The organism is Clostridium chromiireducens (genome assembly GCF_003575225.1).
GTDB lineage: Bacteria > Bacillota > Clostridia > Clostridiales > Clostridiaceae > Clostridium > Clostridium chromiireducens.
This window is the reverse complement of record NZ_QXDJ01000002.1, coordinates 567,960-587,543: the sequence shown is the minus strand read 5'-3', so window position 1 is coordinate 587,543 and position 19,584 is coordinate 567,960. Positions and strand designations below refer to the sequence as shown.

General features: G+C 30.1%; 20 protein-coding genes. 2 read left to right on the top strand and 18 right to left on the bottom strand.

What is annotated here, in order from left to right; all coding sequences use genetic code 11:
* Positions 1-296: 296 nt before the first annotated feature.
* The 15 genes from D2A34_RS07980 to pta form a co-directional block, all read right to left on the bottom strand.
* Positions 297-524 (bottom strand): KH domain-containing protein, encoded by a 228-nt coding sequence (locus tag D2A34_RS07980; protein WP_008424797.1) that lies wholly within the window; start codon positions 522-524, stop codon positions 297-299.
* A 48-nt stretch (positions 525-572) separates the two neighbouring features.
* Complete coding sequence (gene rpsP, locus D2A34_RS07975) at positions 573-818, bottom strand: 30S ribosomal protein S16 (RefSeq protein ID WP_079438308.1); 246 nt, start codon at positions 816-818, stop codon at positions 573-575.
* A gap of 99 nt (positions 819-917) precedes the next feature.
* Positions 918-2,270 carry a signal recognition particle protein gene (gene ffh, locus D2A34_RS07970; protein ID WP_079438309.1) on the bottom strand — a complete coding sequence of 451 codons (1,353 nt, stop codon included), beginning with the start codon at positions 2,268-2,270 and terminating at the stop codon, positions 918-920.
* A 13-nt stretch (positions 2,271-2,283) separates the two neighbouring features.
* Entirely contained in the window at positions 2,284-2,613 is a 330-nt protein-coding gene (locus D2A34_RS07965) for a putative DNA-binding protein (RefSeq protein ID WP_119366269.1), read from the bottom strand.
* A gap of 314 nt (positions 2,614-2,927) precedes the next feature.
* The gene (ftsY, locus tag D2A34_RS07960) at positions 2,928-3,836 is read right to left on the bottom strand and encodes a signal recognition particle-docking protein FtsY (protein WP_119366268.1); all 909 of its coding nucleotides are present in this window, start codon (positions 3,834-3,836) and stop codon (positions 2,928-2,930) included.
* A gap of 133 nt (positions 3,837-3,969) precedes the next feature.
* The gene (gene smc, locus D2A34_RS07955; RefSeq protein WP_119366267.1) at positions 3,970-7,527 is read right to left on the bottom strand and encodes a chromosome segregation protein SMC; all 3,558 of its coding nucleotides are present in this window, start codon (positions 7,525-7,527) and stop codon (positions 3,970-3,972) included.
* Between the two features lie 11 nt (positions 7,528-7,538).
* Positions 7,539-7,637: a DUF4044 domain-containing protein gene (locus D2A34_RS27015; RefSeq protein ID WP_207652301.1), complete on the bottom strand. Its 99-nt coding sequence runs from the start codon at positions 7,635-7,637 to the stop codon at positions 7,539-7,541.
* 136 nt (positions 7,638-7,773) lie between these two features.
* Positions 7,774-8,802 (bottom strand): elongator complex protein 3, encoded by a 1,029-nt coding sequence (locus tag D2A34_RS07950; RefSeq protein WP_119366266.1) that lies wholly within the window; start codon positions 8,800-8,802, stop codon positions 7,774-7,776.
* A complete protein-coding gene (gene rnc / locus D2A34_RS07945; RefSeq protein ID WP_079438314.1) occupies positions 8,795-9,493 on the bottom strand; it encodes a ribonuclease III in 699 nt (232 codons plus the stop codon). Before rnc ends, D2A34_RS07950 begins: the two co-directional genes overlap by 8 nt.
* Positions 9,494-9,920: 427 nt before the next feature.
* A complete protein-coding gene (gene acpP, locus D2A34_RS07940) occupies positions 9,921-10,151 on the bottom strand; it encodes an acyl carrier protein (RefSeq protein WP_079438315.1) in 231 nt (76 codons plus the stop codon).
* Positions 10,152-10,231: 80 nt separating this feature from the next.
* Positions 10,232-11,233: a phosphate acyltransferase PlsX gene (gene plsX, locus D2A34_RS07935; RefSeq protein ID WP_119366265.1), complete on the bottom strand. Its 1,002-nt coding sequence runs from the start codon at positions 11,231-11,233 to the stop codon at positions 10,232-10,234.
* Positions 11,234-11,438: 205 nt separating this feature from the next.
* Positions 11,439-11,621, bottom strand: coding sequence for a 50S ribosomal protein L32 (gene rpmF, locus D2A34_RS07930; protein ID WP_079438317.1), 183 nt, complete (start codon positions 11,619-11,621; stop codon positions 11,439-11,441).
* A 3-nt stretch (positions 11,622-11,624) separates the two neighbouring features.
* Positions 11,625-12,131 (bottom strand): YceD family protein, encoded by a 507-nt coding sequence (locus D2A34_RS07925; protein ID WP_079438318.1) that lies wholly within the window; start codon positions 12,129-12,131, stop codon positions 11,625-11,627.
* Between the two features lie 290 nt (positions 12,132-12,421).
* Positions 12,422-13,624: an acetate kinase gene (locus D2A34_RS07920; RefSeq protein WP_079438319.1), complete on the bottom strand. Its 1,203-nt coding sequence runs from the start codon at positions 13,622-13,624 to the stop codon at positions 12,422-12,424.
* An 85-nt stretch (positions 13,625-13,709) separates the two neighbouring features.
* Positions 13,710-14,714, bottom strand: a complete 1,005-nt coding sequence (gene pta, locus D2A34_RS07915; RefSeq protein ID WP_079438320.1) for a phosphate acetyltransferase — start codon at positions 14,712-14,714, stop codon at positions 13,710-13,712.
* A 658-nt stretch (positions 14,715-15,372) separates the two neighbouring features.
* Here pta and D2A34_RS07910 point away from each other — a divergent pair.
* Together D2A34_RS07910 and ylbJ are read left to right on the top strand one after the other, a co-directional pair.
* Positions 15,373-16,578 carry a nucleotidyltransferase gene (locus tag D2A34_RS07910; RefSeq protein ID WP_119366264.1) on the top strand — a complete coding sequence of 402 codons (1,206 nt, stop codon included), beginning with the start codon at positions 15,373-15,375 and terminating at the stop codon, positions 16,576-16,578.
* 52 nt (positions 16,579-16,630) lie between these two features.
* Positions 16,631-17,812 carry a sporulation integral membrane protein YlbJ gene (gene ylbJ / locus D2A34_RS07905; protein WP_119366263.1) on the top strand — a complete coding sequence of 394 codons (1,182 nt, stop codon included), beginning with the start codon at positions 16,631-16,633 and terminating at the stop codon, positions 17,810-17,812.
* Here the strand turns inward: ylbJ and D2A34_RS07900 are convergent.
* From D2A34_RS07900 to rsmD, 3 genes are read right to left on the bottom strand one after another with little or no spacing between them, the layout of a single operon-like run.
* A complete protein-coding gene (locus D2A34_RS07900; protein WP_079438323.1) occupies positions 17,792-18,334 on the bottom strand; it encodes an ATPase in 543 nt (180 codons plus the stop codon). The genes ylbJ and D2A34_RS07900 overlap by 21 nt on opposite strands.
* Positions 18,335-18,345: 11 nt before the next feature.
* Positions 18,346-18,825 carry a pantetheine-phosphate adenylyltransferase gene (gene coaD, locus D2A34_RS07895; RefSeq protein ID WP_079438324.1) on the bottom strand — a complete coding sequence of 160 codons (480 nt, stop codon included), beginning with the start codon at positions 18,823-18,825 and terminating at the stop codon, positions 18,346-18,348.
* 3 nt (positions 18,826-18,828) lie between these two features.
* Positions 18,829-19,386: a 16S rRNA (guanine(966)-N(2))-methyltransferase RsmD gene (gene rsmD / locus D2A34_RS07890; protein ID WP_119366262.1), complete on the bottom strand. Its 558-nt coding sequence runs from the start codon at positions 19,384-19,386 to the stop codon at positions 18,829-18,831.
* Positions 19,387-19,584 lie beyond the last annotated feature (198 nt).

Here is a 19,584-nt window from a genome sequence, read left to right as displayed (position 1 = left end):
TAAATATTTATGTATTAGAAATAATAAGCAAATAACATATAAAATATACATGATATCTGACATTATTTATTTTATATATTTTTCTTTCTATATTAAGATATACGAAATCTTTTTCATATATCAATAATCATTTTTATGATTCGCACACTTTATATAAATAAAAGAATTTTGTTGCGCTAAAAAGTTCTTGATTACACTTTGCGCTTTTTTATATGTGAAATGAACTTAATTGTGCTGACGCGCTTTTTCATATGTGCATATTTAAAAAAGAGTTAGGTTACCCTAACTCTAAATTTTTAGATGATTTCTACTATAACTCGTTTATTCTGTTTAACTGCTGCAGCTTTTATAACTGTTCTTATAGCCTTCGCAATTCTTCCTTGCTTACCTATAATCTTACCCATATCTTCTGGCGCAACTTTTAACTCAAGTATAATGGATTGCTCTCCATTAACTTCATTAACAGTAACTGCATCTGGGTTATCAACAAGGGATTTAGCCATAAATTCAACTAATTCCTTCATAAACGTCCACAATTAGTATGTACTAATTGTAGAATTCACCTCCAAAAATTACTTAGTAAGACCTGCATTATTGAAAAGTCTTTTAACTACGTCTGTTGGTTGTGCTCCATTAGATAACCATTCATTAGCTTTTTCTTCGTTGATCTTAACTTCAACTGGTTCAGTTAATGGATTGTAGTATCCAATTTCATCGATGAATTTACCATCTCTTGGTGATCTTGAATCTGCAACAACTATTCTATAGAAAGGAGCTTTATGAGCACCCATTCTTCTTAATCTGATTTTTACTGCCATTATTATTTCACCTCCTTCAAAGGATAATTATATATTTTAACTCTGACGCACATTCAAAAACAATAAGTAAATATACTAGTATATTTTTTATTGAATGTACTAGAAAGGTAACTTTCCAAACAGTCCGCCCTTCTTTGCTTGCTTTTGAAATGACTTCATTTGTTTCATGTTCTTTTTCATCATTTCATAGCCTTTCATGAGTTTATTAACTTCTTGTATGTTGGTCCCTGATCCTCTAGCTATTCTGCCTTTTCTTGACGGAGACTTCAATATAAGGCTCGGATTTCTTCTTTCTTTTGCTGTCATAGATTGAATAATCGCCTTAGTCCTATCAAGTGCTTCTGTCCCTTTATCAAAGTCAACTCCTTGAAGTTCCTTTGAATTTAAGCCAGGTATCATTTCCATTATTTTATTTAAAGGCCCTAACTTTTTCATTTGTTCCATAGCCATTAGATAATCTTCAAAGTTAAATTCTTGATTTAACATTCTTTTACCTAAATCAGCAGCTTCCTTTTCATCAATAGCTTCCTGAGCTTTTTCAATAAGTGATAATACATCACCCATTCCCAAAATTCTTGAAGCCATTCTATCTGGATGGAAAACTTCAAAGTCATTCATTTTTTCACCGACACCAGCATATTTAATTGGTTTATTAATTATACTTTTAATTGAAAGTGCGGCTCCGCCTCTAGTATCACCATCTAATTTTGTTAATATTACACCACTTAAATCTAAGTCGTTATTAAAACTTTCTGCTACATTAACTGCATCTTGACCAGTCATAGAATCAACAACTAATAATATTTCTGATGGTTTTACATTTTCTTTTATCTCTTTTAATTCATGCATTAATTCTTCATCAATATGAAGTCTACCTGCTGTATCTATAATAACTACATTATTTCCATTATCTTTTGCGTGAGCTACTCCATTTTTAGCAATCTCAATTGGACTAACTTTATCTCCCATTGAAAATACTGGAATTTCAATCTGCTTTCCTACAACCTCTAATTGTTTTATAGCTGCTGGTCTATAGATATCACATGCTACCAATAATGGTTTTTTATTATCTTTTCTAAGATTTAATGCAAGTTTACCACACATGGTAGTTTTACCTGCCCCTTGTAATCCAACTAACATTATAACTGTAAGTCCTGAACTACTGTAGTTAAGTTTACTTTCACTTCCACCCATAAGATCAGTAAGTTCTTCATTAACTATTTTTATTACATGTTGACCTGGTGTTAAGCTTTCAAGAACTTCGCTTCCAACACACTTGGTACTAACAGATGAAATAAATGTTTTAACAACTTTATAGTTAACATCAGCTTCTAGTAAGGCAAGCTTTACTTCTCTCATGGCTTCTTTTATATCTTTTTCATTTAACTTTCCTTTACCTTTTAGTTTTCTGAAAGTCTCCTGTAATTTTTCGCCTAATCCTTCAAAAGCCATGGTTATATCCTCCTTATAAATTTTCTAGCTTTTCTTTATATTTTATAATATCCTCACCATCAATGGAATATTTATTCTTCAAGTGTTCTAAAAAATTCATAATTTCTTTTTCCCTATTAATACTCTTCTCAAGTAAGTGAAGCTTACTTTCATAGGATAGAAGCTGTTTATAACATCTTTTAATCAAATCGTGAATGGCTTGGCGACTTGTTTTATTAATTTCTGCTATTTCAGCTAAAGATAAATCATCATCATAATACCATTGCATGATTTCAACTTGTTTTTCTGTTAATAGCGAACCATAAAAATCCATCAACAATGAAATTTCAACTCTATCTTCCATTTTTAATCACCTTACCCACAAAAGAGATTTTAACAGGATTTTTTACAAGTGTCAAGTACTTTTACTTAACACTTGTAAAATTCTTATAAAGAAATTGCAACACTTTAAATCCACGTGTATTTTTTCGATATTTTATCAGTTCATTTTAATTTTCCACATTAATAAATAATACCCTCACCACTGATGTTTACTATTAATATATTTATATATTATTCTTCCCACAAACATTCAGAAATGGTGATATACAAATAAACGAAAAAGAAAAATTCCATCAGGAATTTTTCTATGTTTAAATTTCAACTTGTAGTTCTCAACTAAATCAAAGCTTCAGCAAAGCTTTCTGCATCAAATTCTTGAAGATCTTCTATACCTTCTCCAACACCTATGTATCTAACAGGAATTTTTAGGCTTTGCTTTATAGATAGAACCACCCCGCCTTTTGCCGTTCCATCTAATTTAGTTAATATAATTCCATCTATAGGGCATGCCTCCATGAATTGCTTTGCTTGTATGACAGCATTTTGACCTGTGGTAGCATCTAATACAAGTAATGTTTCTTTTTTGTATCCTACTAATTCCCTATCAATAATTCTGTTTATCTTTTCAAGCTCATTCATTAAATTCTTTTTATTATGAAGCCTTCCAGCTGTATCACATATTAATAAATCAACATTTCTAGCTTTAGATGCTTCTATTGCATCAAAAACTACTGCTGCTGGATCAGAACCTTCTTGATGTTTAACCATATCAACACCTGCTCTAGAACTCCAAACTTCAAGCTGATCTATTGCAGCTGCCCTAAACGTATCAGCTGCCGCCAACAATACTTTTTTACCACTTTCTTTATTTTTAGCAGCAAGCTTTCCAATAGATGTAGTTTTTCCAACCCCATTAACTCCAATTACAAGCATTACTCTTTTATCTTCTTCATTATATTCATAAGAACCTTCAAGTAATAAATCTCTTATTACTTCTTTTAACGCTGGTTTAACTCCTTGAGGATCATTTATCTTTTCTTTACGAATTTTACTTCTTAATCTTTCTATAATATCGACTGTAGTATCCATTCCTATATCTGATACTATAAGTATTTCTTCCAATTCCTCATATAAATCTTCATCAATGGTTATTGCCAAATTCAGCGCTTCATTGATTTTATCAGTTAATCCATCCCTAGTTTTTGTTAACCCGTCTTTTAGTTTATTAAATAAATTTCCAAACAAATTCATTTCCTCCTAATTAAAATTTTATGTTCAAGTGAAACTTGATTTAAGATGAGCCATCTCATCTTAAATCCTAGTTGAACTAATCCAGGAACGTGCAGCCGTCAGCTCACAAAGAGGAGCGTTACGGATGCTAGTTATCGGATAAGTCTACTGATACCACTTTTGATATTCCTTTTTCCTCCATAGTCACTCCATAAATAATATCACTAACTTCCATAGTACCCTTTCTGTGAGTGATAATTATAAATTGAGTATTTTGAGAAAACATCTTTAAAAATTCTGCATACCTATATACATTAGCATCATCTAGTGCCGCTTCTATTTCATCGAGTATACAAAACGGAGTTGGTTTCATTTTTAATATGGCAAAAAGAAGTGCTATTGCTGATAAAACTTTTTCTCCACCGGACATTAAGTTAATATTTTGAAGTCTTTTACCCGGCGGCTCAACATTTATATCTATATTTGCTGTAAGTTCATCACCTTCACCTAAAATAAGCTCTGCACTTCCACCTTTAAATAAATCTTTAAATGTTTCATTAAAGTTATAATTTAAAACCTTAAAATTCTCTTTGAATAAAATTTTCATTTCACTAGTCATTTCTTCAATAACACCAATTAATTCTTTTTTTGCATTTTCTAAGTCTTCTGCTTGAGTAGACATAAATTCATATTTTTCTTTTATCTCTTCATATTCCTCAATAGCAGCTAGATTTACTAATCCAAGTTTTGTTATCTTTCCTTTTGTAATACTAATTTCTTGCCTTAATGCCTCTTCATCAGTTACTGATTCACATATATCTAATGCTTCTGCATATGTTAATTCTAGTTCTTCATTAAGTTTTTTATAGATATGTTCCTTATCAGCTTCTTTTTTTGCTTTTACTATCTCTTTTTTGTTAACTTCCATTTCTTTAACACTAACTTCGTCTAAAATTCCACTTATTAGATTATCTTTATCTTTAAAATCTTGTTTTAATTTTTCTTTTAGTATTTCTTCATCTTTAAAATTTAATTCTAATTTATTAATTATAATAGTATTATCATTTATATTTTTATTTTTAACCTCTATATCTAAATTTAAACCTTCAATACTATTTCTGCTTTCAGCATTTTCCTTATTCAACAATTCATTTTTAACTTTAAAATCATGAATTTCTTTTTCCATTCTTGAAAATTCATTCTTTTTATTCTCAATAGCTTCATCTAACGTTGCCTTATTTATTTTCATTTCTGTAAGATTAGATTCACAATCATTTACTTCTTGTAATTTTGCTTTTATTAAATTTTCCAATTCGGTGCTTTTACTCTTATTAGATGTATTCTCATTTTCTATTGATTTTATTTCATTTTCTTTTATCATAAGCTTTTGTAAATACATCTCTTTTTCATTTACCGTTCTTTTAAGTTCCTCTTTCGCCATCTCAAGATTTCGCTTTAAAGTATCAGTATCGCTTTGTAATCCGTTCATTTCACTTTCTTTTTTAGTTAACTCAATGTTTCTTTCGTGAACTTCATCTCTTTGATTTAATATACTTTCATCTAAATTTTTAATTTCATTTTTAAGAGCTTGTACTGTATTAGCTAGTTCTTCACAATGCTTTTTCTTTTCGCTTATATTTTCTATTAATTCTTCTATTTCTCTTTTTCGGCCTAATACATTAGAATTTTTACCTTTTATGCTACCACCCGTTAAGGCTCCACCTGGATTGATAACTTCTCCTTCAAGGGTAACAATCTTGTAATTATATTTACCGATACGAGCTATATTAAGAGCCGAATCCATATTGCTACAGATTATTGTTCTTCCAAGGGCATAATCTATTATATTGCTATACTCTTTATTGTAAGAAATTATATCACTTGCAATACCTATATAACCATTAGCTGAAGTAATATTTCTATCTAACTCTAATTTTCTACCTTTTATTATGTTTAACGGTAAAAAAGTTGCTCTTCCTAAATTGTTTTTTTTCAAGTAACTAATTAGTACCTTTGCTACTTCCTCATTTTTAGTAATCACATTAGAAATTGCTGCACCTAATGCTATCTCTATAGCTGTTTCATATCTTTTATCAACAGTAAAAATTTCTCCTAAAACTTTAGTATCATCTGCTTCAGCAATTCTTTCCTTGTGAATAGACTCCATTAATGATTTTACGGATCTATTATACCCTTCATAGTGCTTTTCTAAATTTTCAAGCATAGATCTATTTGCATCAAGTTTTGTTAAAACTCTATTTAATTCTCTTAATTCATTTTCTTTCTTTGTCAAATTTGCAGATAAAATACCTAATTTCTTCTTATCATCTATTATTTTTAAATTTAGAAGTTTGATCTTATCCTTCTTACTTTCAATATCATTACTTAAGTCTTTATATGTAGCTAAGTTAATTACTATATTATTCTCTAAAGATGATATAGATGAGTTTAAAGTCTCTTTTTTCTCTTCTCTAAGAGAAATATCCTTATTCAATATGGTTATTTCATTCTTTATATCTGAATTACTTCTTAATAATTCAAATTCACCTTCTCTTAAAGATTTTAGTTGTTCTTCAATCTTTTTAAGTTCCATTGAATTTTGTGTATTATATTCTTCTAGATTTAATATATCTTGGTTTTTTAATTTCTGTTCTTCTAACCTATTAGCTAATTCTTCTTTTAATATTATCTTATTTTCACTTATTTGATTTATTTTTATTGAAATATCATTCAACTCATAATTATTTCTATTAATTTTTTCTTCAAAACTCTTGATTCTCTCATGATAAAGCTGAATGCCTTTTTCATTTTCGCTTATTAATTCTTTTAGGCTATAATATTGTTCTTTGTCTTCTAAATTCTTTTTTTCTAATTTCTCTATTTCATTTTCTAATTCTTTAAGCTTTAATTTATCACTAGATATCTCTTTTCTCTTTTCTTCAATTTCCTTAGTTCTTGATTGTAAATCCTCGTTGAAGTTTTTTAATTCTTCTTCCATCTTGTTTATAGTATGAACTATAATTGATACTTCTTTTTTCTTTAAGTCTTTTGATAATTCATTAAATTCTAATGCTTTTTCTCTTTCAATCCTTAATGGTTCTATTCTATCTTTATAGGTTGATAGTATATCATTTATTCTAACTAAATTATCATCAGTATTACTTAATTTCTTTTCCGCTTCTTCTTTTCTATTTTTATATTTTACAATTCCAGCTGCCTCTTCTAAAAGAGATCTTCTATCTTCCGGTCTCCCACTTAGTATGGCCTCAATTTTACCTTGTCCAATTAATGAATAACCCTCTTTACCAATTCCAGTATCCACAAAAAGATTAGTTACATCTTTAAGTCTGCATTTTGAATTATTTATTAAATACTCAGATTCTCCTGATCTAAATATTCTTCTTGATACTGTTACTTCATTATATTCTGTCGCAAGCTTTTCATCACTATTATCAAGAGTTAATGAGACTTGTGCTAAACCAACAGGTTTTCTAAACTGAGTTCCTGCAAAGATTACGTCTTCCATCTTTCCGCCTCTTAAAACCTTAACACTCTGCTCTCCAAGAACCCATCTTACAGCATCAGAAATATTACTTTTTCCACTCCCATTAGGCCCTACAACAGCAGTAACACCTTTTCTAAATTTTAATTCTGTTTTATCCGCAAAGGATTTAAATCCTCGTATCTCTAGAGATTTTAAAAACATGTGCCCACTCCTTACAAATAAAGTATAGTAGGTATTAATCCTAAAATAAATATTATTATAATAAAAATCGCCATTGCAATTTTCATTTTTTCTCTATTCTTTTTCTTCATTTAAAACACTCCTTATTATATTTTAGTTTATAGTATACATAATTAAATATCAATAATGCATCTGAATAAATATCATATGGATAGACATTAACAACTATCTCAATTGCAGAATATTAAAAGCGAGAGTTTCCTCTCGCTAATATATTATATCTAAATTTCTATCTTTTAGACAGAGTTTTATTCGGCCTCTTTCAATAGTGTCATCTTGCCTCACTATTATAATTTTATTTTCTTCTTTCAACTTATTAAAGTATATTTTTTTATTGGCATAAAGCTTGCTTAAATCCTTAGAATTTATATGAATCTCAGCACCTTTCTCTTCTCTCATGTTTTCTAATATCATATCTACTAGTAAACTTCCCTCAACTAATTCTCTAAAGGATGGATGAAATGGACCTGCCACTATATCTTTTCCCTCGTTTATACTTTCAGTTGGCTGAAGCCCTATTCTTATTACATTAATCCCATTTCTTCTATACATATCATACATAACTTTACTTACGTTTACTGCTTCTTCTAGGGAATATGGGCTGTATTTATTAGAAATGTACATTTTCTCCATTGGCGTATCTTTTATTACAAGCGATGGATATATTCTGCAGATATCAGGCTTAATCTTAATTGATTCTTTAGTCGTGTTGATGTCTTTTTCATACGTATCCCCTGGCAATCCCGGCATTATTTGATGCCCTAAAACGAATCCGTATTCTTTTATCAATCTGGATGCCACCATAACATCATTTACATTATGTCCTCTGCCAGCTTCTTTCAACACTTCTTCATCTAACGATTGAACTCCTAGCTCTATTATATCTACTCCATACTCTTTAAGATAACTTAGTATGTAATCATTAATATAATCTGGTCTTGTAGAAAGTCTTATGTTATTAATAAGTTTTCTATCTTTAAAATCCTTAGCAACCTTTAAAAGTTCTCTCTGTTTCTCTTCTCTTATACCAGTAAATGTTCCACCAAAGAACGAAACTTCAATAGTAGCCTCTTTATTTACTATAGTACTTAAGTAATTATCAATAGTATTTTCTACAGTTTCGGCTGTAACTTCCTCCTCAGCCCCTGTTATCCTATCCTGATTACAAAACACACAATTATGAGGGCATCCTTCATGTGGTACAAATATAGGTATAATATAATAATTTTTACTCATGTACACCTTCCAACATATCTAAAGCTTGCTTAGCAGCATTTTGTTCTGCCTCTTTTTTGCTATATCCAGAACCTTCACCCATAAACTTTTTATCTATAATTACATTAGTAAAAAATTTTCTTCTATGTGGCGGGCCTTCATATCTTGTCAATTCGTATTGAATCGCAACCTCTCCATCTTTTTGAAGCAGCTCTTGAAGCTTAGTCTTAAAATCTAACACTATCTCATTATTTATAGCCTTTTTTATTACTTCTTCAAAATGAAGTAGTATAAAATCCCTTACAAACCCAATTCCTTTATCTAAATAAACTGCAGCAATTACAGCTTCAACCGCATCTGCTTGTATAGAAATTCTTTCTCTTCCTCCAGTTAATTCTTCACCTTTACTCATTCTAATATAATTACCAAGGTTTATTTTTTTAGCTATTTCATAAAGAGAATTTTCACAAACTATTAAACTTCTTATTTTGGTTAACTCCCCTTCACTTTTATGTTTATAGTTATTAAATAAATATTCTGTAATACATAGTTGTAAAACTGAATCACCTAGAAATTCAAGTCTTTCATTATACTCAGCATCCTTGAATTGATTCCCAAACGAACTATGTGTAAGCGCTGTTTTTAGCAAAGTAGGATTATTAAAACAAACTCCTAAGTTTTCTTCTATTTCTTTAAGTGTATATCTATTCATCTATTCCACTCCTCGAAGTTTATTCTTCAACTTGCTAAACACCTAATATAACAAATTCAAGAATAAACTAATTAATATTATGTCATAACCTTATTAGCATCTCATAATATGCTACCCTGAGAACAGTCTAATACTATATATTTTCATTGCAGTATATCATCAAGATATTATTTTAATCAACTTCAGCCGAAATATAAAACATTACTGAAAATGTAATGCCTGCAATTTTTTATCCGATAGCTAGCATCCGTAACACTCCCACGCACTGTGTGAAAGCGACTATGCCAAATATAAAATTTGGAATATCTGCTTTTCTTCAAGTGGGGGATAACGGCTGCACACTCCTGGACTAGGTACCCCTTGAGGGTATAAGTTCAACTAAGATTCACTTGATAAAATATAAAATCCCGCAAAATGCGGGATTATTTTATTCTTCGTGATGAGCTTTTACGTAATTGACAACATCTCCAACTGTTTTAAAGTTTTCAACATCTTCGTCTGGTATTTCAAGATCTAGTTCATCTTCTAGAGCCATTATAAGCTCAACTATATCTAACGAGTCCGCATTTAAATCTTCAATAAATGACGCTTCCATAACAACGCTTCCTACATCGATACTTAATTTATCAGCAATAATTGCTTGGATCTTTTCAAACATTTGTTTCACCTCCCAAGTTCTACATTTAGATAATATTATATATTGTTAAAATCGTCAATATTAGTTTCAATAAATTTTAATTAATTTTCTATAGAAAATTCATTTCTTATATCTTCTAATACATTATTTTCATAAAAAAGTTTAGTTTGTTTAATAGAATTCTTAAAAGCTTTCGCATCTGAACTTCCATGAGCCTTTATACATATTCCATCAACACCTAGGAATGGTGCTCCTCCAACTTCCTTATAATCAAATTTCTTCATTATACTTTTAAGCACAGGTTTTAACAGTAGGATTCCTAATTTAGAAATAACTGATGACTTGAGTATTTCGTCTTTTATTATCCCTAAAATACTTGATGCTGAACCTTCATACATTTTCAAGGCAGTATTCCCTACAAACCCATCACTAACCAAAATATTAGTGTCACCAGTGGGTATATCTCTAGGCTCTATGTTCCCTTTAAAATTAATTGAAACTTCTTCTTTTAAAAGCTTAAAAGCAGCCTTTGTAAGCTCATTTCCCTTTTCTTCTTCCTCACCAATATTTATTAGACCTATACTTGGACTTTCCACATTGAAAACCTTTTGATAATATATCTTCCCCAATTTTGCAAATTGCACTAAAAATGCCGGTTTGCAATCAACATTAGCACCAACATCTACTATCATAAAGTTTCCACGTCTACCTGGCATTATAGGTGCAAGCGCTGGTCTTTCCACCCCTTTTACTCTGCCTATTATCAAAGTACATCCCGCTAAAAACGCTCCCGTGCTGCCTCCAGATATTATTGCATCACAAGTACCTTCTTTAACTAAATTTAAAGCCTTAACTATGCTAGAATCTTTCTTTTTTCTCAATGCCATTACAGGGTGCTCACTTGGTGATATAACTTCTTTAGCGTCAACTACTGTAATTCTATCCTTTGGGTACGTATATTTACCTAACTCCAAGTCTATAATTTCTTTTGGACCTGCAATAAATAATTCAACATCATCATACTCACTCAAAGCCTGAATCGCTCCATCTACTACGGCTGCTGGTGCATTGTCTCCCCCCATGCCGTCTATTGCTATCTTCATCCTAATCCCTCTTTCATCCATGTTATAAAATCGAACTCATAGAGCATTTCCAATTTAATATTATCACCTTAAGCATAATTTTAATAGTATATATTAATTACAAAAAACTAGTTTCTATATAAATATATTATTTTATTCGTCATATTTTATATTATAAAAATATTCTTTTACATATAAATAAAAGAAAGTCCTAAAGACTTTCTTTTTATTTTGCAGAAGCTACAACTTCCTTACCTTTATAAAAACCACAGACTTTACATACTCTATGAGCAAGTTTCATTTCGTGGCATTGTGGACATTCAACTATGCCAGGTAAACTAGCTTTAAAAGTTTGAGATCTTCTTGCTCTTACTTTTGATTTTCCTGATTTTCTTGCTGGACAACCCATTCCTTACACCTCCTTATTATCAAACAAACCTCTTAAGGCTTCAAAACGTATATCTACATCTTCTTTCTGACATGAACATGAATCATAATTTAAATTACATCCACATTCCTGACACAGCCCTTTACAGTCGTTCTTGCAAACTCTTTTGATAGGTAAAGTTGAAATTATACTCGTTTCAACTATTTCCGTGATGTTTAAAACATCATCCATTACAACAATAGCCTCATCATTTTCACTGTTTCTATTTGTTGTAAACCTTTCTTCTATATCAATATCTATTGGATAGATAAAGGTATCTAAGCATCTTGAACATATCATTTCTAAATCAGCTTTAATTTTAGCATTTAATACTAATATATCACTATCAGATGAAATAGCCCCAACAACTTCGCAGAAACCTAAAGATTTAATAGTATCTCCTTCAAAGTCAAATGCAGGTATCTCAAATGTGTAATCAATTTTCTTGCCTCTATCTTTGCCTGAAACAATATCAGAAATTTGTACTTTCATAAAACTCCAGGATTATAATATAACAAATTTATTGTAAATTGTACATTACTCTCCCTTTTCACTCCTTAGCACATATATTTATAAAACAAACACAACTAATTATATAAATTGAGTGAAAAAAAGTCAAGGTATTTATATTAAATTACTTTTTAGATAATGAATAAAGAATAAATTGAGACAAAATTCATTTTGCGCCATACATATGAGCATGTTTTTAATAATGAAATTTATCTAAACATGCCGCTCATAATATGACGCAAAAAATACTGCTAAAATAATAATTCAATTAATTATTTAACTAAATCTAAAGTTTCCTTAGCAATCATTAATTCTTCATTTGTTGGTATTACAAATACTTTTACTTTTGAAGACTCTTTAGAAATTTCCATACCATCTCCAATATTATGACTGCTATTTTTCTCTAAATCTATTTCTATCCCTAAGAACTCCATATTAGTTAAAGCTCTTTCTCTTATTTCTGGAGCATGCTCACCAATTCCAGCAGTAAACACAATTGTATCTACACCGCCCATTACTGCTGCATAAGCACCTATTTGTTTTTTAACTTGATATCCAAATATATCCATAGCTAGTAATGCTCTAGGATTATTATCATTTTCAACAGCACTTCTAATATCTCTAAAGTCTGTTCCTATACCTGATACCCCTAAAACTCCTGATTTTTTATTCAACAAACTATCAACTTCATCTATTGAGTATCCTTTTTCCTTAACTAGGTAAGTAACTATTGCTGGATCAATGCTTCCTGATCTTGATCCCATTATAACACCATCTAAAGGAGTGAATCCCATTGTAGTATCTACAGATTCTCCACCATTAACCGCTGTAATACTTACACCATTACCTATATGACAAGTTATAGTCTTTATATCTTTTACATTTTTATTCACAAATTTTGCAACTTCACCTGATACATACATATGAGATGTTCCGTGGAACCCATATCTTCTTATATGATCTTCTCTATAAAGTTCATATGGAAGTGGATACATGAATGCTTTTTCAGGCATAGTTTGATGGAATGCAGTATCAAATACAGCCACCATAGGAGTTTTTGGCATAAGAGCCTTACATGCATTTATTCCAATTATATTTGGTGGGTTATGAAGTGGTGCTAATTTTGAAAATTCTTCAAGTGCTTTGATTACTTCTTCATCAATTACCACTGAAGTTGCGTATTTTTCTCCACCATGAACGACTCTATGTCCAACTGCTGATATTTCATCCATTGATTTTATAATTCCATGTTTTTCATCAACTAGGCTTTTTAATACAAGCTCAATTGCATCTTGATGATCCTTAAGCGGTGTTTCAACCACATATTTATCTTTTCCTTCAACTTTTTGAGTTAATATTGATCCACTTATTCCAATTCTTTCAACAAGACCTTGAGCTAAAGACTCCTCATTACTCATATCGATAAGTTGGTACTTTAGCGATGAACTTCCGCAATTTATAACTAATACTTTCATAATCTCTTCTCCTTCAATATTTCCAATTTTTTGAACTTAATGTTCATTAATTTTTCAAAACTTCAAAATTCTCTATGACATTTAATTATTTATTATTTGTTTGAGCTTGAACTGCTGTAAGCGCAACAACATTTACAATGTCATCAGAACTGCATCCTCTTGATAAATCGTTGATTGGCTTTGCAAATCCTTGGCAAACAGGACCGATTGCTTCTGCATTTGCAAATCTTTGAACTAATTTATACCCAATATTTCCTGCTTGTAAGTCTGGGAATACTAGAACATTAGCTCTTCCAGCAACTGTACTATCTGGTGCCTTTTGATCTGCTACTTTTTTTACTATAGCAGCATCTAATTGAAGCTCTCCATCTATATATAAATCCGGTCTCATTTCTTTTGCTTTTTGAGTAGCATTTCTTACCTTATCAACCAATTCATTGTCTGCGCTTCCCATTGTAGAAAAGGATAACATAGCAACTCTAGGCTCCATATTACATAGCTTCTTTGCTGTTTCTGCTGTTGCAATTGCAATTGCTGCTAATTCATCTTCATTTGGGTTTGGATTAACTGCACAGTCAGAGAATATAAGTGTTCCTTCTTCCCCGTATGTCGATCCTGGAACTTGCATTATAAAGAAACTCGAAACAACAGATACTCCTGGTGCTGTTTTTATTATCTGCAATCCTGGTCTTAACAAATCTCCAGTTGTGTGCACAGCTCCTGATACCATTCCATCTGCGTCATCTAGCTTAACCATCATCGTACCAAAATATAGAGGATCTCTAACTATTTTATCTGCCTTTTCCATTGTCACGCCTTTTGTTTTTCTTAATTCATAAAAAGCCGAAATGTACTTATTTAGATTTTCTGATTCATCTGGATCTATTATTTGGACTCCTGATAAATTTACATCTAATTCTTTTGCCTTATTATATATTTCATCTTTGTTACCTATTAAAATTGGATATGCTAATCCTAAATTGTGTATTTTTTCTGCTGCCGCAATATTTCGTTCTTCATTTCCTTCCGGAAGAACAATTTTCTTTTTATCCGCTTGTGCTGCAGTCCATATTTTTTTCATAAGGTCCATTTATTTATCTCCTCTCTATATCCTATCTCTAATACTACTATACTCCTTTATTAGTCCTTTTTTCAACACAATTTCGCCATAAAATAGAAGTCTTTAGATTTGAAATAATCCAAATTGTCTGACAATAATATCGTAAAATACTCATATGCTAAAAGTATATTTTTTAACAATTAAAAATAATATAAAATTTCTATAACGATACTTTTGAAATACTAATTAAATATCATTATATATCTTTAAATCTTTTAGAATAAACAATTTATCGGCCATACATTATAATATGAAAATCAATATTTCCTAGTTAAAACTATAGAAAATATCCAATTAAACCTATTTGCTCACTATATCAATTCACTTTTTTGGATATAATATAATTAACCAAAATTTCGTTTTTTTCTTAATTTTCTGATTCTTTTTAAAACGCTTGCTAAGTTCAGTAAAATCAGCAAAGTATTTTTTTTAACAATAAATTATTTATTATCTTAATTATGGTAATCATAAATATATTTTGAATATTTTTCAACTAATAGATAATAATGCCCTATTTTTGATATGTTATACTATCCTTAGATTAGTTACCAAAACTTATTATATTTTACACAGATTTATTGATATACGTCTGTTGTATATAAGAATTGAATTTTTATAAAACAAGGGGATGATTTATATAATTACAGGAATAATTACAGAATATAATCCATTTCATAAAGGGCATGAGTATCATCTTCAAAAAGCAAAATCAGATACAAATGCAGATGGCATAGTTTGCGTGATGAGTGGCAACTTTATGCAAAGGGGAATTCCAGCTATTATAGATAAATGGAAGCGGGCAGAAATGGCTGTTAGAAATGGAGTTGATTTAGTTTTAGAACTCCCTCTAGTTTATTCTATTTCCTCCGCTGAACACTTTGCCTTTGGAGGTGTATCTCTCCTCAACTCTCTAGGTATAGTAGACTGTCTATATTTTGGAAGTGAGACAGGAAATATAAATATTTTAGATGATATTGCTAAAACTCTAGTATCTGAACCTTTAGAATATAAAGCTCTTCTAAAGAACAACTTAGATTTAGGACTACCTTTTCATCTAAGCCGAGCAAACGCACTTAATCTTTATCTCAATTCTCATAATTTATCAGATGTATTATCTAATTCAAATAATATCTTAGGAATTGAATATATAAAAGCATTAATAACCTTAAGAAGCTCAATTATACCCAAGACTCTTAGAAGAGAAGGATCATCTTATAACGATGAAAATTTAAGCACAACCTTTTCTTCAGCTACTTCCATTAGAAAGCACCTTAAAGAAAAGTCATTAAACGAATTAATTAGTGTTCTTCCTAAAGCTAGTTATGATATTTTGCATAGCTTGATATCTTCAGATTATAACTTTGTATTTGGAGAAGATATATTTAAATATATTAAGTATAAGTTACTAACAGACAACAGAGCACTTATAAATTTACCTGACGTTTCAGAAGGATTAGAAAATAAAATATTAAAAGAAGTTATATCTTCTAACTCCTTAGATGAGTTGATATTAAATTCAAAAAGCAAGAGATACACTTATACTAGAATTAATAGAATTCTTCTACAAAGCTTCTTAAATCTTGAGAATTTTAATTTGCTTAACTTATCTAAATCACCTGCTCCTTACGCAAGAGTGCTGGCCTTTAATTCTGTGGGAAGAAGCATGTTAAAAGATATAAAGAATAAAAATAACATTGAAATAATAACAAAGGTTCCTAGAAATAATTTAAGTGATCACATGAAAATTGATATTTTAGGAACTAAAGCCTACTCACTTTTAAATTCTAAAGTGAATCCTATGGACGATTACTTAAAAAGTCCCATTATAATATAGTAATATTTTACATAACCATGAGAATATAAATATTATTGATTGGAGTGATTTCATGATGTATATTATTTTTTTGTGGTTATTAATAATTTGTTTAATCATCGCATTAATAAAACAACTTAATATAAAAAAGAATGTTGTTATAAGTGTATTAATTTCTATATTTATTGTTATTTTTGTTGTAAATATAAATGAATGCATTGCAGCTACTATAGATGGGAGTAAGCTTTGGTATAAATCAATACTACCAACAACTTTCCCATTTGTGGTAATTTGCAATTTATTAATCTATTATGATGGAATAAATCTTTACTCTAAATTTCTAGGTCCTTTAATTTGTAAACCACTAGGACTATCAAAAAATTGTTCTTTCCCTATTGTAGCTAGCATCTTATGTGGCTATCCTTTAGGTGCAAAGTATTGTGTTGATTTATATTCTCTAGGATATATTGATAGAAGTGAGTATGAGAGACTTTTGAATATAGCTTCCAATGTTGGTCCACTTTTTTTAATTGGCTCTGTCGCAGGCACTTTACTTGGCAATACTTCCTTAGGCTACATTTTATTGGCTGGCAGCTATTTACCACTTATATTTATAGGTTATATAACGAAAAAAAAGAGAACTCAAATGAAAGTAAGTTCTCAGCCTTGTCCTAAATCTAACAATATTAATTTTGGTTCTGCAATAAAAGATGCAGTTCAAAATGGAATAAATACCACATTATCTGTTGGTGGGTTTATAATAATTTTTTCAGTTGTAATATCTCTCATCAAAAACAATAATTATGTTAACATCATTTTTAGCCAATTGGAAAAAGTATTAAATTTATCCTCTGGAACATTATATTCTATATTTTTAGGAAGCATTGAAATGACTAATGGTTGTAATATAATTTCAAAATCGTCCCTTTCTCTTCCACTAAAATTAAGTATAATTAGCTTCTTATGTTCTTTCTCAGGATTAGCTGTAATTGCTCAAGTTAGTTCTTTTATAAGTGATACTAAAATTCGCTACAGTAAATACATAATTTTAAAATTCATCCAAGGAATTTTTAGTTTTATTGTAACTTATATATTGATAATGATACTACCTGCAAGCATATATACTTCTAATTTGAAAATAAATTATTCTTTAGATGCATATGCATATTTCTATCCAGCATTAATAATAAGTGTAGTAACTTTACTCTTATTTATCGCTAATAAGTTATTGAAATTATTTTTTCATACTTCTTAATTCTTTGATGTTATCTTTTATAACATCGCATGTACCAGTGAGATTTTTATCTATTTCCTTTGCAACTAGTTCAAAGCTTTCTTGAAGATTTTTTATTAATTTAATTTTATGTTCTTCTAGTTCCTCATCTAGTTGAGTTAGTATTTCATCTGAATAATCTCTAGAACCTAATCTTATAGCCTTAGCATCTCTCTGTGCTGTGGCTATAATTTCTTGAGCTCTTATTTTAGCCTCTTTTACTATATCATGATTTTCAACATTTTGTCGCATCATATTCATAGTTTCTTTTCTTACAGAATCATATTCCTTTTTAGCCTCATTTAATATTCGTTCTCTCTCGTTCATAACCCATTCTGCCTTCTTAAATTGATCCGGCATATAATTTATAATTTGATCAATAACTTCAACGAGTTCTCTTTTATCAACCATAATCTTCCCACTCATTGGTACTTTGGGCGAATTCTCCACTAAATCTTGTAAATACTCTAATAATTCTATAATATTTACATCCATTTTTTCCATAAAAACACTCCTTAGATATTTATTCTAGATATTATATCTGAGACAATTTCATTTGGAACAAGCCCCTCTATATTTCCGCCAAACTTTGCCACTTGCTTAACACACGAAGAACTTATATGTAAATTTTTAGCAGCCGACATCATGCAGACAGTTTCAATATTTTCATCCAGCTCGTTATTCATAAATGCCATTTGTAACTCATATTCAAAATCCAGAGTCGTTCTTAATCCTTTTAAAATTACATTCGAATCACATTCTTTTAGGAAGTTCACCAAAAGTCCATCAAAACTTCTTACCTCAACATTTTGTATATCCTTTGTAACCTTTTTTATTAATTCAACTCTTTCATCACTTCTAAAAAGATATTGCTTATCAACGTTAACTAACACCGCAACAATAACTTTATCAAAAACCTTTGCACCTCTTCTAATAATATCGAGATGTCCATTTGTTATTGGATCAAAACTACCAGGGTATACCGCAATTCTCATTATTTATTTCTCCTCGTACTTATAATAGCAAACTGTTGTATTTCCATACTTCTTACTCTTTGTTAACTTTATATCTACATACCCTTCATAAATTTCCTCAATCGTATCGATCTTAGTAACTATTATTCCATCATTCTTTAACATTTCATTTTCACTAATAATTTTCATAGCTTCTGGAATCATTTCTTTGCAGTAAGGTGGATCAATAAACATTATGTCAAACTTTTTCCCCTTACTTGCTAAATTTTTAAGCCCTGTATAGGCATCAATATTCATTGGAAAACAAAAATCTTGGAATTTAAGATTTTCTACGTTTTGCTTTAACAAAGGAAAAGTTACAGAACTTTTATCAAATAAATATACTTCACTTGCACCTCTGCTAGCCGATTCCAATCCTAAACTTCCTGTCCCTGCAAAAACATCTACAACAACTGCCTCTGGTATATATGATTGAATTGTGCTAAACATAGCTTCCTTAACTCTATCTAAAGTTGGTCTTGTTTCCATTGTAGCTGGAGGTATCAATTTATGTCCTCTTGCTTTTCCTGCTATTATCCTCAAAATTTTCTCCTCCTAAAATAAGCATATCATGATCTTGGTTGCACTTCGTGCTCTTTTCATTTGTGAAATGAACTCAGTTGCACTGCGCGCTTTTTTCATTTGTGAAATGATCTTGGTTGCACTTCGTGCTCTTTTCATCTGTGAAATGATCTTAATTGCACTTCGTGCTCTTTTCATCGGTGAAATGAACTCAGTTGC

Bases quoted from the DNA above. Each gene is read 5' to 3' on its own strand.
- D2A34_RS07980 (WP_008424797.1), bottom strand. From the start codon at position 524: ATGAAGGAATTAGTTGAATTTATGGCTAAATCCCTTGTTGATAACCCA.
- rpsP (WP_079438308.1), bottom strand. From the start codon at position 818: ATGGCAGTAAAAATCAGATTAAGAAGAATGGGTGCTCATAAAGCTCCT.
- ffh (WP_079438309.1), bottom strand. From the start codon at position 2,270: ATGGCTTTTGAAGGATTAGGCGAAAAATTACAGGAGACTTTCAGAAAA.
- D2A34_RS07965 (WP_119366269.1), bottom strand. From the start codon at position 2,613: ATGGAAGATAGAGTTGAAATTTCATTGTTGATGGATTTTTATGGTTCG.
- smc (WP_119366267.1), bottom strand. From the start codon at position 7,527: ATGTTTTTAAAATCTCTAGAGATACGAGGATTTAAATCCTTTGCGGAT.
- D2A34_RS27015 (WP_207652301.1), bottom strand. From the start codon at position 7,637: ATGAAGAAAAAGAATAGAGAAAAAATGAAAATTGCAATGGCGATTTTT.
- D2A34_RS07950 (WP_119366266.1), bottom strand. From the start codon at position 8,802: ATGAGTAAAAATTATTATATTATACCTATATTTGTACCACATGAAGGA.
- rnc (WP_079438314.1), bottom strand. From the start codon at position 9,493: ATGAATAGATATACACTTAAAGAAATAGAAGAAAACTTAGGAGTTTGT.
- acpP (WP_079438315.1), bottom strand. From the start codon at position 10,151: ATGTTTGAAAAGATCCAAGCAATTATTGCTGATAAATTAAGTATCGAT.
- plsX (WP_119366265.1), bottom strand. From the start codon at position 11,233: ATGAAGATAGCAATAGACGGCATGGGGGGAGACAATGCACCAGCAGCC.
- rpmF (WP_079438317.1), bottom strand. From the start codon at position 11,621: ATGGGTTGTCCAGCAAGAAAATCAGGAAAATCAAAAGTAAGAGCAAGA.
- D2A34_RS07925 (WP_079438318.1), bottom strand. From the start codon at position 12,131: ATGAAAGTACAAATTTCTGATATTGTTTCAGGCAAAGATAGAGGCAAG.
- D2A34_RS07920 (WP_079438319.1), bottom strand. From the start codon at position 13,624: ATGAAAGTATTAGTTATAAATTGCGGAAGTTCATCGCTAAAGTACCAA.
- pta (WP_079438320.1), bottom strand. From the start codon at position 14,714: ATGGACCTTATGAAAAAAATATGGACTGCAGCACAAGCGGATAAAAAG.
- D2A34_RS07910 (WP_119366264.1), top strand. From the start codon at position 15,373: ATGATTTATATAATTACAGGAATAATTACAGAATATAATCCATTTCAT.
- ylbJ (WP_119366263.1), top strand. From the start codon at position 16,631: ATGATGTATATTATTTTTTTGTGGTTATTAATAATTTGTTTAATCATC.
- D2A34_RS07900 (WP_079438323.1), bottom strand. From the start codon at position 18,334: ATGGAAAAAATGGATGTAAATATTATAGAATTATTAGAGTATTTACAA.
- coaD (WP_079438324.1), bottom strand. From the start codon at position 18,825: ATGAGAATTGCGGTATACCCTGGTAGTTTTGATCCAATAACAAATGGA.